The organism is Leuconostoc citreum (assembly GCF_007954785.1).
In the GTDB taxonomy this organism is placed as follows: Bacteria; Bacillota; Bacilli; order Lactobacillales; family Lactobacillaceae; genus Leuconostoc; species Leuconostoc citreum.
Genome location: NZ_CP042410.1, coordinates 446,101 through 459,571 on the forward strand (window position 1 = coordinate 446,101; position 13,471 = coordinate 459,571).

The window sequence follows — 13,471 nt, forward strand, 5'->3', positions numbered from 1 at the left end:
CGTTAGAAAGAGGAAACGGATGTCGTTAACGGTTTATATGAATCATGGCCAAATTGATATGCGTCATGCACTTTTAAGTCATGCGCATGAAGCCCTAAATCAAGATAATAATTTAACGGTTTATTACATTGTGCCAAACCACGTTAAGTTTGATAGTGAAGTCGATGTATTAAGGCGCTTTGCTCGGTTAACCGGTCAGAACCCGGATACGTCGTTGTATGCTCAAAGTCGCTTGCAAGTTTATTCTCTATCACGATTAACATGGGCGCTATTAAAAGATATGGCCACAATGCAGCCTAATGTGATTCAAGGTACAGGCTTATTTATTATGGTATCAGATATTTTAAGAGACTATGCCGCACAATTACCTATTTTTGCCCGTATGCAATCTAAGGCAGGGTTTGTGACAACTTTGGTAGCTCAATTGGTTGAATTACGCGCTAGTCGTATTTCACCAGAAGATTTGTTAACCATTTTAAATCAGGAAAGTGATGATGACACGTTTTTACGTCAGACACTATCAGGCAAACTTCGTGATTTAGCAATAGTTGCTGATGCTTTAGATAAAAAAATGGGGCATACATATATTACGCAACAAGAGGTTTTATCTTTTTTTGCCACGCAATTGGCGACAACACAATTAAAAAATGTCGCTTTTTATTTTGATGGTTTTAATGGTTTTACAAGTCCAGAAACGCAAGTCATGATTGAACTTATGGCACGTTATCCGGTAACAGTTGCTTTATTAGGGGATGTTGAAAAGTTAGGGTCACAACAACCAGGAGACTTGTTTTATAAACCAATGACAACCGCACAGCGACTGGCACAGTTTACTAAAATTGCTAATCAGCAGGTCGTGTGGCAAGTGCCAACACAAGCACGTTGTTTGGACGATTCAATCATCTCAGTGATGTCTGCTTGGGAAAAGTTGGGAGAATATCGTCAATTCAATTCAGAAAATAAAAAGACCGACTTAGCGGCTTTTGTAGCCGAAAATACAATGGTTGAAATTCAGGAGGTTGCACGCCGGATTCGGCAATTACTAGTGGCGCAGCCCGATTTACGTTTGCGCGATATTTTGATTTTGGCGCGTGACTTAACGCCGTACACAGGCCATATACCAGAAGTCATGCAGCAATTTGATTTGCCTTATTTTTTAGATACAGATCAAAAAATGACTAATCATCCATTGGTCGAATTATTGCTGAATCTATTACGGCCGGCTAAGGAACGTTTTCAATATCAACAAGTCATGGCTATCTTGAAAACAGGATTATTGCGACCCTATACTGATGGCAGTTTAGTGCCTGAAGGCGATTTTTTTGACATTGTGAGTTATTTGGATAACTATCTTTATGCGAACCAACCATTCGAGCGGACTTGGCGAGACTTGGATCATCCCTTTACACTGTTCACAGTGTCAGAAGACGAGGATGATGAGGATGCTCGTGTGGTTTTAGATGATAAGACTGTTAACCGTCGAATTGAAACGTTAAGACGCTTTGTGATTGACGCGTTTGATTCATTACAGCAACAATTAAATCAAGCACAGACTATGCGACAAGCTGCTACATTAATTATATTGTGGCTTGAAAAATATCATGTGACAGAAGCTATACTGTCTCAAAGGGATACTTTGTTAGCTGCAGGCGAGTTATCGCGATCACGCGAAGGGGAAGAAGTTTGGGAAATGATGACCCAAACTTTAGACGACATTGTTGCAATAGATGGTGACGAACGTTTCGAATTAGAAACATTCAAAGCTATTTTGGTTGCCGGTTTTGAAGGTGCAACATTTTCAGGTATTCCGAATAACCTTGATCAACTGACAATATCCGAAGCTGGTATTGTTCAAAGTAATGATTATCAGTATTTGTTTTTCATTGGTGGGACAAGAAATAATCTTCCTGCACAACTTAAATCTCGTGCGCTGATTAATGATGCTGAACGCTTGATTGTTCAGCCAGCATTGCAAGAAAATAGCACCCCAAAGTATTTACAAAATACGGCACAACAACAAATGGCTGAGGAAAACCTACTGTTTTATGGTGCGTTAACCGCGGCTACTAAAAATATCGTTCTTTCTTATCCCGCACTAGATGCCGGTGGACAAATTTCAGATATGTCGCCGTTTTTTAAGCGATTAGTTGATGCATTTAATATCACTGTGAACAAAGTAACTGCTACGCCTGCGACAAGTCAAGCATTATTAAAGTATTATGTGGGCTCAGTTCGGTCTACTTTGGGCGAATTGGTCAAAATAGCAGCATCACAACAGCAAACCTCAGCCTATCAAGCGCTCAGAAATACGATTAATCAGTCTGAACCAGAACGATTAGAACGGGTGTTGTCAGCACCAAATTATAAAAATCAAACAGAAACATTGAAACCAGAGTTTGTTCAAGCTTTATTTGGTGAAACACTAAATATGTCAATATCACAGTTAGAAAGTTATTATAACAATCCATTGGCTTATTTTTTGCAATATGGCTTAGCGTTAAAGGAACGATTAACGAATCGTTTGAATGTGGCACAAACGGGCACACTGTATCATGCTGTTTTTGAAGGGGTTGTGCAGCAACTTATCATACAGCAACTCAGTTTGCGTGACATTTCTCAAAAAGCGTTACAGCAATTAGTGGCTGATAATATGGCTGAGATAACTGCACAACCAGCTTACCAAATGCTTCAAGAAACAGGAAAAATGCGTGCCACACAGCATTATTTAGCTAAAGTGAGCGAGATACTTGCAGTCAATATGCAGCGTGCGGCAAGAGTAAATCACGCTCAACCAAAAGCTGTAGAACGTTTATTTGGTTTTCCTAATCGTCAATCATTGCCAGCGCTAGTTGTCTCAACACCACAGGCAACAGTTCATTTACGTGGTAAAATTGATCGTCTAGATAGCCAAGATCCTTCACAAGTATATGGGACAATTATTGACTATAAGTCAAATGGTAAACATTTTGATTGGGGCCAGGCTTATGATGGGCGACAAATGCAACTATTAACCTATTGGCAAGCAGCACAATTATCCGCAGAGCAATTGGGCATCGAAGCAATTGGGGGTGCTTTTTTCGCTAAAATTGCCCCAGAAAAATTGACGATAAAAGATTTCAAAGGTGATGTACGTGCCATGCTGAGAGGTGAGATTAAGCCTGAGCAATTTAAATATCGTGGTTTATTTATATCTGAGCCAGCATATATTGATAGCTTAGAGACGCTAGCTGAAGGTGAAGGGTCACAATTTTATCAATTGAAAAAGAAGGCAAATGGTGAGTTATATGCTAATAGTGATGTGATTTCGCCCGAAGATTTTGAATTATTACTGAAGCGTAATCTTGACAATATTCAGCGTGCAAGTGCAGCTATTTTATCTGGTGATTTTCCTTTGTCACCAGCTGAAGGGAGCCTACAATTTACACCATTTACTGATGTTTTGCGTTTTGATCGTGCTTTGGGGGATCAGTATAAAAACAACACGCCTAAAAACAAATCAGATATTTTGAAGCTTTTGAAAGCAGATGAGGAATAAAGATGGCAACACGATTTACGATTAATCAGCAGCGTGCAGTTGAAGAAACAGGTCATAATATTTTAGTTGCTGCATCAGCAGGCTCAGGGAAAACAACCGTCCTGATTGAACGTTTAATTCAAAAAATTTTATCGGGTATTAGCGTTGAAAACTTTCTGATTGTTACTTTTACAAATGCTGCTGCTAAGGAAATGCGAGAGCGATTGGAAATTGCCATAGAAAAGCGCCTTCGTGATGCCAATGATGGCATGAAACGCTTTTTGCAAGAACAATTATTATTGCTGCCTGCTGCAAATATTTCGACCATTGATGCTTATGCGTTACGTCTGATTGAAAACTATTATCATGTGATTGGTTTAGACCCCCAATTTCGTTTGTTATCAGATACAGCTGAACGAGATATGATGCGTCAAGATGTTTTAGATACAGTTTTTGAAGCATTCTATGATGAAACGCACCCACAACATGAAAACTTCATTGCCTTAGTCAATAATTTTGGTAATCCAAATCAAGATGATGCGTTACGTCAAGCTGTGCTGAAGTTATCAGACTTTGCTGAAGCTCGGCCTGATGGTCAACAATGGTTAAAAGAACTAGATAAGAACGATCTAGCCACAGCAAACGGGCTGACGCAATCACAAACCTATCGCCTAACAATTTTGCCGATGATGATTGCACGTCTTGAACAACTCCTAGAAATAGCACAAGCAACACAGACTAATCTATCAGGTGTTCCTGAACTCAAAAAAACGCAACAAGCTTTTGACGAGATTATCGCTTATCTCGTGAACGTTCAACAGGCGTTAGTTGACGACGATTGGGACACACTGAGAGGTAAATTAAGCCAGTTACCTAAGGTGAGCTTAGAGACGAAAAGAAGTAAAGGCATAAAAGATGAACCAGAATTGTTGGCCTTATTAGCGCAAGCGACAACAGTTAAAAATAATATTTTAGGGGCTAAATCTGATTTAAAAAACGTGATTGATACTTTTTTTAAGTTTGATCAAAATGATTGGCAATATGTAGAAAAGCAAGCAACTGAGTTAGTTAATACACTTGTGACATTAACTCAAGCCTGTCAGTCTGCCTTTACGACAGCGAAAAGAGACGCACAATTAGTTGATTTTCCTGATTTAGGCGCTTTAGCATTAGAGATTTTGAATGATGATATGACCAGAAAAACTGTGAGTGGCCAGTTTCAAGAGATTCTGGTTGACGAGTACCAGGATATCAATCAATTACAAGAAACTTTGCTAACAAAGGTATCTAATGGTCATAATATGTACATGGTTGGTGACGTTAAACAAAGCATTTATGGTTTTCGACAAGCTGAACCAACATTATTTGCACGTAAATATCGACAGTTTGCGCTACCAGATAATCCTGACAGTAGAATTGAGCTAGCGGATAATTTCCGGTCGCAGAATAACGTGACACGGGTAACCAATTTAATTTTTACACAATTAATGGACGAAAAGTTGGGGGATATTGCTTATACAGGAGAAGCTAAACTTGTACCTAAGGCAAACTATCCAACAGATGTCACACCTGTTTTTAATATGACAATCATAAAGCAACCTAACGTCACAACCTCTGAAGATGAAGATGAGAGCCAAGAATTTGAGAAACGGCAGGCACAGTACGCACAGCTGGCAAACCAAATTTTATCTCTACGAGATACAACGATTTTTGATCGCAAGGCAGAACCGGCAGGCATGCGACCCGTACAGTATGGGGACATTGCTATATTAACAAGATCAAAAACTGGTTACATTGATTTAGTCGCTACTTTGCGTCAAGCGGGGATACCCACACAAGTTGATTCAGTCGGCAATTATTTTCAGACAATGGAAGTTTATTTGATGCTAGATGTATTACGTGTTATTGATAATCCACATCAGGATATTCCATTGGCAGCAATATTAAGATCACCAATGTTTGGCTATTCGGAAAATGACTTAGCGGCAGTGCGTTTAGCGGATAAGAAGCATGATTATTGGTCAGCTTTGACGGTTTTTGCGCAGGCAGATCAACGAAGTCAAACCGTAATCGATTTGATTAAAAAGTGGCACCAATTAGCAATCCAAAATGATTTGGTCGCTTTAATTTGGGCAATATTTGATGATACTTCTTGGTTAGATTATGTCGCTGGTATGCCAGGCGGTGGACAACGGCAAGCTAATTTGCATGCGTTATATGATTATGCCAGAACGTATCAAGAAAATACACACGCTGGTTTGTTTCGTTTTATTCGCTATATTGAACAGCTCCAAGAAAATGATGGGCAATTAGGCGAAGCACCGCAAGAAGCAAATGAGCAAGCAGTACGCATTATGACGATTCATGCCTCAAAGGGCTTAGAGTTTCCGATAGTCTTTTTACCTGAATTTGATAAATCTTTCAACACACAAGATTTGTCGGGTAAAATGTTAATTCAAAAAAACGCGGGAATTGGTTTGGAATATTTGCAGCCAGAGGCTTTAGTAGCCATGCCGACATTAAAAAAATTAACTGTTCAGCAAGCCCTAAAAAGGCAAAGTTGGTCTGAAGAAATGCGATTATTGTATGTTGCGTTGACACGTGCGGAACAGCAAATATATGTTGTAGGCACAGTTAAGCTTGACGAAAATGAAGAAAATCAGCGACTAATAGCGCTCTGGCAACGTGCAAAAGAAACATCAGGACAGTTTTTAGCAGAAGACCTACGCTTGTCAGCAAAATCATATTTCGATTGGCTACTGATTAGTTTGGCACGAACAAAAAATGATGATCTTGAATCGTGGTTAGGCGATGGTCATTTGCCACACGTTTTGGGACCGGAAACGACGTTAGATAGTCAGATTTCAGTGCGATTTATTAATGAGTCTGATGTGGTAATTCCTGAACCCCAAGGTAATGAAACCAAAGAAATTACAAGAGCATCAACCTATCAGGCTGAAGATTTTGCCCGAGCAAAAGCGATATTAGATTATCAGTATCCTTTCCAACAAGCTACTCGTACAGCAGCTTATCAATCTGTCAGTGAAATGAAACGACTGTTTGAGGACCCAGATCGTGCCGATTTGAAAACGTTAAATGTTTTAGAAAATGGCCAATTACAACCGGCAAATGAATTAGTCAGCGATAAACTGGTATTACCAACATTTATGACTGATGGATCACAAAAACCGTCAAGTGCAGCAGTTGGTACAGCAACACATTTGATGCTTCAATTGTTAGATTTTAAACAGATACAAACACACCAGTCACTGACAGCATTGCGTGATGATTTAGTTACACAAGGCCGCGTGACAGCATCAGTAGCAGCATTAATCGATATAGACCAGATTCTTAATTTTTTACAAACACCATTTGCGCAAAGATTGCGTTTACATGCCGATTCGTTATGGAGAGAGGCAACTTTTGCCATGATTATGCCGGCTAACCAAATATATGAGCATGTTCACGATCAAGCTTCTGTTTTAGTTCATGGCATCATTGACGGTTATTTTATTGATGAAAAGACAAAATCAATTACGTTGTTTGACTATAAAACCGATTTTGTCAGACATGGGCGCGTTGAAGAAGATATTTCAAAAATGATGGTCCGTTATCGGGGACAACTAACATTGTACAAACAAGCTTTAATGCAAGAATTTCCTGATTATACTTTTTATGAGCCACAGTTAATTATCTTAAATGTGGGTCGGGTGATACCAATAACGACCAAATGAGGTGGTGTTTATGCTGGAGTAGTGTAGAATAAAAAGCATGATAGAAGCTTTAAAGCAACAAGTTAAGCACATGCCGGTAACGATGGGTTTATTCACAGTAACCACGGTGGTATTTATTTTCGAGCTTATCGCTAGTCATGGTCAGACCGATAATGCGCGTTTTTTGGTAGCTGTTGGTGCGAAATGGGGACCCGATATAGCTCACAATCAAGCTTACTGGCGATTACTAACGCCAGTGTTTTTGCATGCGGGCATCATGCATATTGTGACAAATATGCTGACACTATGGTTTGTTGGGCCGATTGCTGAACGTGCTTTTGGCAGCTGGCGGTTTTTGATGCTTTATGCATTTGGCGGTATTGTTGGTAATATTTTTTCATATTTATTATCACCTTTAGCTATCTCTGTTGGTGCATCATCAGCGCTTTTTGCGATGTTTGCTGGACTCATCTTATATGGTGTGCGCTATCGTGATAATCCAACTATTCGCGCACAAGGCGCAACGTTTTTACTGTTTGTTGTGTTAAATCTATTTAGTGGGCTATTAGCACCGACAATTGACCTTTGGGGCCACATAGGTGGCTTAATTGGTGGCATGATGTCAACTGTGATGCTAGGATTTGTTGGCAAATCCGGTCAGTATGCTCTCAGCATGCGATTGACAATGTGTGCCGTAACAATGTTGTTGCTTATTTTGACAATTTACGCAGGAGGTAGCGTTTCATGAGAACTTTTTATGATGTCTTACAATATTTGAAATCTTTTGGTATTTATATTCATGTGGGTAAGCGATTATGGGATATTGAGGTAGCAGCCCTTGAAGTAGATAATCTTTATCGTGCTGATGTGTTAACGCCAAAAGATTATGCGGTCATGAAGTTAATTTTAGAGCGTGAGCATCGCTTAGAAGAAAGCATGGCACCCGAGTTAAATTAAAATGGTAATTGTTTCCTGAAAACTATGAAAACGCTTGCATTTTCTGATGCTTTTCTGTTAGAATAAGTGGGTAATAATTTCTTAGGAGGAATGTGTCTGGCGTCGATTCACGCATATGTGATATTTGCCAAGAACGATGACCTCACACTTTAAACAATTATGGCTAAAGATAAGCTCATTGGTGTTGATTTAGGTGGTACAACAATTAAGTTTGCTATTTTGACTGATGCAGGGGAAATACAACAAAAGTGGTCAATCAAGACTAATACTTTTGATGAAGGTTCACATATTGTACCTGATATCATCGAATCAATTAATCATCATCTTGATTTGTATCAATTAGATCCAGAACGAATCATTGGTATTGGCATGGGAACGCCTGGGACAGTTAATCGCGATACAGGAACTGTGACGGGTGCGTTCAATTTAAATTGGAAAACAGAACAACCAGTAAAAGCTAATATCGAGACAGGCACAGGTTTCAAGTTAACATTAGACAACGATGCGAATGCAGCAGCGCTCGGTGAAGCTTGGAAGGGTGCTGGCAATAATGATGATGAAGTATCGTTCATCACATTAGGGACAGGCGTTGGTGGCGGTCTGGTATCAAATGGCCAGTTAATCCATGGCACGGCCGGTGCTGGTGGTGAAGTTGGGCATGTTGTTGTTGAACCCAATGGTTACTTGTGCACTTGCGGGAATCATGGTTGTCTAGAACAATATGCTTCAGCAACGGGTGTTGTACGCTTGGCACAAGATTCTGCTGAAGAATATGTCGGTTCGTCTAAGCTCAAACAAATGATTTCAGACGGTGATGAAGTGACTTCAAAAATTGTCTTTGACTTAGCAAAAGATGGTGATTTTTTGGCTAATGAAGTTGTAAATAAGGTAGCTTATTATCTTGGTTATGCTACTGCGGCAATTTCAAATATTTTAAATCCTTCTGCTATTATTATTGGCGGTGGTGTTGCTGCTGCGGGCGAATTTTTGCGTGCACGAATTGAAAAAGAATGGACAAAGTTTGCCTTTCCAACTGTTCGTGTATCAACGCGTGTCAAGTTAGCTGAATTAGGTAATGATGCTGGTGTAATTGGCGCGGCATCATTAGCGCGTGTATAATGAACAACAGCATTACTAGGCAGCCGTATGGTTGCTTTTTTTATAGACTCTTTAACAATTAATACTTTGTTGATCGAAAAAAGGTATAATAGATGGTGATTGTTATTTAAAATTCAAAGTTAAAACAGTTTAATATACAGAAAGAAGAACACAAATGATTACTTTAAAGTCGCCAAGAGAAATTGAGGCAATGCGCCAATCTGGTGCGATTATTGCCGGTATGCATCATATGTTACGTGATTTAATTAAACCAGGCATTGATACTTGGGAAATTGAAACAAAGTCACGTGAATATATTGAGGGGCATGGCGGTGTAGCTTTGCAAATTGGTTTTGAAGGTTTCAAATACGCGACCACGATTAGTGTCAACAATGAAGTAGCCCATGGGCTACCACGTAAAGGCTTGCATTTGAAAGATGGCGACATTGTTAAAGTTGACACAGTTGTTGGACTTAACGGTGCAGTTTCTGATTCAGCCTGGTCCTATGCTGTTGGTCATGTGTCACCAGAAGTCGAAAAGTTGATGGCAGTGACTAAAAAGGCGATGTACTTAGGTATTGACCAAGCCATTATAGGAAATCGCATTGGTGATATTGGGAACGCCATACAACAATATACTGAAGTTGAGCATCATTATGGTGATGTACGGCAGTATATTGGTCATGGTGTGGGACCAACAATGCATGAAGATCCACAGGTACCACATTATGGCAAACCAGGCCATGGCGTACGTTTGCGCGAAGGGATGGTCATCACTATTGAACCCATGATTAATTTAGGTAGTTGGGAAGTCGATACTGATGAAACAGAAGAAGATGGTTGGACAGTGAGAACTAGCGATGGTTCTTGGTCCGCACAGTATGAACACACGTTGGCAATTACAAAGGCTGGCCCAAAAATTTTAACAAGTCAAGATCCTGATTTTGATGCGAAATACTTGTAAAGGTGAGTTAGAAATTTGAAAATTAAGCCAAAACACAAATCATATTTAATTGCTAAACGTCTCATTGATGTGGTTTTTGCGTTACTTGGATTAATAATATTATCACCTATATTTTTAATTGTATTCGTGATATTGAAGATTGATAGTCCAGCATCACCCGCTTTTTTTAAACAAGAACGTGTGGGTCGGTATGGTAAGCCGTTTGCGATATATAAGTTTCGCTCAATGGTTCCCAATGCTGAAGCTATTTTAAAAGCTGATCCTGAATTATATCAGAAGTACGTCGATAATGGTTACAAATTACCAAAAAAAGAAGATCCTAGAATTACTTCGTTAGGTGCTTTTTTACGACGCTCAAGTATTGATGAGTTGCCACAGTTTTGGAATATGTTACGTGGCGATATGAGTTTAGTTGGGCCACGTCCAATTGTAACTGAAGAGTTAAAAGAATATGGCGACCAAGTCGATTTGTTTTTATCAGTCAGGCCTGGTGCACTTGGTTTATGGCAGGCCAGTGGTCGCTCTTTGATTGAATACCCAGAACGTACGAAAATAGAATTAGAGTATGTTGCCAATGCAGGTTTTTGGTATGATATTGGCATAGTTTTTAGAAATGTGATTGCGATTTTTAAATCCGAAGGGGCTTATTGAGCACGCATTTTTATTTTTGTCTCGTAGTGCATCCTAGAATAGATTATGTGGTGAGAGTTAATGACTGAGAGCATCCAAATTTTAGTAGCAGCGCATAAAAATGTGGCGTTAACAGATTTAGCAGCAATATACACGCCGATTCAAGTCGGTGCAGCGTTATCAGCAGAAATGTTTAACGATTTTATACAAGATAATACGGGTCGTAATATTTCTGAAAAAAATCCGTACTTTAATGAATTAACAGCACTTTATTGGGCACGATACAATAGTCAGGCAGATGTTATTGGACTCGTCCACTATCGTCGCTTTTTTTCGTTTTCAAGTAAAAAGCAGCTTAACAACGTATTATCTCAGGAAACCTTATCAGACTTGTTAAAAAACACACCGGTGATAGTCCCTAAGAAAAGGCACTATTGGATAGAAAGTAGTGAATCGCATTATCGACATGCGCATCATAACTTAGGTTTGGATGTTTTACGCGATGTTATTGCGACAAGGTATCCTGATTATTTGACAACCTATGACAAAAATATGCAACGTACATCCGCTCACATGTTCAATATGTTTATTATGAAACGACCAGAATTTGATGCTTATATTGACTGGTTATTTGATATTTTATTTGCGGTAGAGTCAACGATACAACCACAGGTCATCTCTTGGTCGCCTTATGAACAAAGAGTCTATGGCTTTTTGAGTGAAAGATTATTGGATGTTTGGTTAGATTTTAATCAGGTAGATTATCAAGAAGTCCCAGTGACTTTTATGGAAAAACAGAACTGGTTACTGAAGGGCACGAAATTCATTGCGCGCAAAGTAGGCTTTGGTCGTGCTGAATTGTAAAAAATTGTTTTTGGGGGAATAAATGAAAAATCGTATACGTTATTCTGAGAAATTTTGGGTGCCTATAATTATTTTGGCAGTGGTGACTTTGCTGACGGTAGGCTCCTCACCGTTATTCCGAACAAATCCATGGGATGATAGTAATGCTATGTTAACTATGGGCAGATCTATGCTGCATGGTGTTGTACCGTATCGTGATGTCATTGACCAACGTGGACCAGTCCTATATGCGGTGTTTGCTTTAGGCGCTTTATTCAAAGAAACTAACTTTTTTGGGGTGTTTATTGTTCAATGCTTGAACTTGCTATGTACTTACATCATTAGTTATCGTATAGCAAAAGATATGACGAGTGAGATGATAGCGCCACAGTGGGCGGCATTGTTTGGGCCACTAGCTCTAATTTCAACGAGCGCCTTTGGGCTAAGTGGTGCACCAGAAGAATTTGCTTTCACCTCAGTTTTGTATTTACTGTATATTATTAATCATTATCATAGACACGTGTCTACTATTCCTGTGACTGTGTATTACTTTTTAGGGTTAAACCTCAGCCTGGTTTTTTGGAATAAATATTCCCTAATTGGCGCATTTTGTGCGTTTTTTATATGGGTCGCTATTGAATTATTACGTCAATATGATTTTAGAAGACTCTTGCGAGTAGTTATTGCTTCTCTTGCCGGTTTCCTGACGATTAGCATGCTTGTTGTAGTTTACTTTCTTTACCACCATGCATTAGATGATTTAATTAATATCTATTTTGTTCAAAATTTAACGTCATACGGGAAAACAGATCAAATAATTTTGATGCAATTGTGGCGTTTATTACTTCTTGTTGCCACAGAAGTAGGGTTACACCCATTTGTCAGTGCATTCATTATTTTTGGTTGGTTAAAAGCCATTTATAACCGTGAAAATATGATTCTTGAAATTGTATTATTCCTAAGTAGTCTCTTTTTTGTGGCAATGCAACATTGGGTCATTGATTATTATAATATTGTATGGTTACCTTTCTTAGCTATTGCTTTACTGCGTATAGCATCAATTAGATTACCTGAATCACTCATGAGACCGACTGTCCAAGCCCAAATACCTTTGCTCATGACAGCGCTACTTCTTATTTTGCCTATGGTTAATAATAGATCCGCATTGGGCAGGTTGGTAATCAGCAATGAAGAAACTGCCATCGACGGACAAAGTTATGTGGCACAACCACAATTTGCCACAGCTATGAGAAAAAATACCGATAGTAGGCAACAACCGACAATGATTATGATTAACTCATTGGATAAGGGATTTTACTTGTCCGCGCAGGCCTTACCAACAACCCGCTTTTGGCATAGATTAAATATGAGCTATCAACAACTGCCTCAAATGTACGATGCTTTTGCCAACACGATGCGTCAGAAACAAGTTCAATTTGTTATTATAAAATTAAATACCCCACCAGAAAATGATGCCACGTTATTAAAGCAACAAATTAATCGTGCTATTGATAGTCATTTGCAGCAACCCTTGTTTAATAATTACCGCATAGACGAAACGGCCAGAAATGGCAATAATGATTCTTACGTGCTGATGCGTTTAAAAAACTTAGAGTAAACATGTGTAAAATCAATCTATGATATAATATATTAAGTATTCTCATGATTGAGAATACTTTTTTATCTGTTTGCAATGACATGTTGATTAATTAATTAAATAAACTATAAAACAAGCGCACTGCTTTTTGCTTG

General features: G+C 39.0%; 9 protein-coding genes. All 9 read left to right on the forward strand.

The genetic code is table 11. The features are described from left to right. The first annotated feature begins 19 nt into the window (after positions 1-19). Positions 20-3,535, forward strand: a complete 3,516-nt coding sequence (locus FGL72_RS02145) for a PD-(D/E)XK nuclease family protein (RefSeq protein WP_146992501.1) — start codon at positions 20-22, stop codon at positions 3,533-3,535. A gap of 2 nt (positions 3,536-3,537) precedes the next feature. Then, positions 3,538-7,248, forward strand: a complete 3,711-nt coding sequence (addA, locus tag FGL72_RS02150) for a helicase-exonuclease AddAB subunit AddA (RefSeq protein WP_048801540.1) — start codon at positions 3,538-3,540, stop codon at positions 7,246-7,248. Positions 7,249-7,285: 37 nt separating this feature from the next. Further along, positions 7,286-7,975, forward strand: a complete 690-nt coding sequence (locus tag FGL72_RS02155; protein ID WP_004901043.1) for a rhomboid family intramembrane serine protease — start codon at positions 7,286-7,288, stop codon at positions 7,973-7,975. Beyond that, on the forward strand, positions 7,972-8,184 hold the full coding sequence (locus FGL72_RS02160) for a YqgQ family protein (protein WP_004901042.1): 213 nt from the start codon (positions 7,972-7,974) through the stop codon (positions 8,182-8,184). The genes FGL72_RS02155 and FGL72_RS02160 overlap by 4 nt, the downstream gene beginning before the upstream one ends. A 159-nt stretch (positions 8,185-8,343) precedes the next feature. Further along, positions 8,344-9,303, forward strand: coding sequence for an ROK family glucokinase (locus FGL72_RS02165; protein ID WP_004901040.1), 960 nt, complete (start codon positions 8,344-8,346; stop codon positions 9,301-9,303). Between the two features lie 154 nt (positions 9,304-9,457). Beyond that, a complete protein-coding gene (map, locus tag FGL72_RS02170) occupies positions 9,458-10,246 on the forward strand; it encodes a type I methionyl aminopeptidase (protein WP_004901039.1) in 789 nt (262 codons plus the stop codon). Positions 10,247-10,261: 15 nt separating this feature from the next. After that, a complete protein-coding gene (locus FGL72_RS02175) occupies positions 10,262-10,897 on the forward strand; it encodes a sugar transferase (protein ID WP_004901037.1) in 636 nt (211 codons plus the stop codon). Positions 10,898-10,957: 60 nt separating this feature from the next. After that, entirely contained in the window at positions 10,958-11,740 is a 783-nt protein-coding gene (locus FGL72_RS02180; protein ID WP_004901034.1) for a DUF4422 domain-containing protein, read from the forward strand. Positions 11,741-11,762: 22 nt separating this feature from the next. Further along, positions 11,763-13,337: a teichoic acid glycosyl transferase gene (locus tag FGL72_RS02185; RefSeq protein ID WP_085698731.1), complete on the forward strand. Its 1,575-nt coding sequence runs from the start codon at positions 11,763-11,765 to the stop codon at positions 13,335-13,337. Positions 13,338-13,471 lie beyond the last annotated feature (134 nt).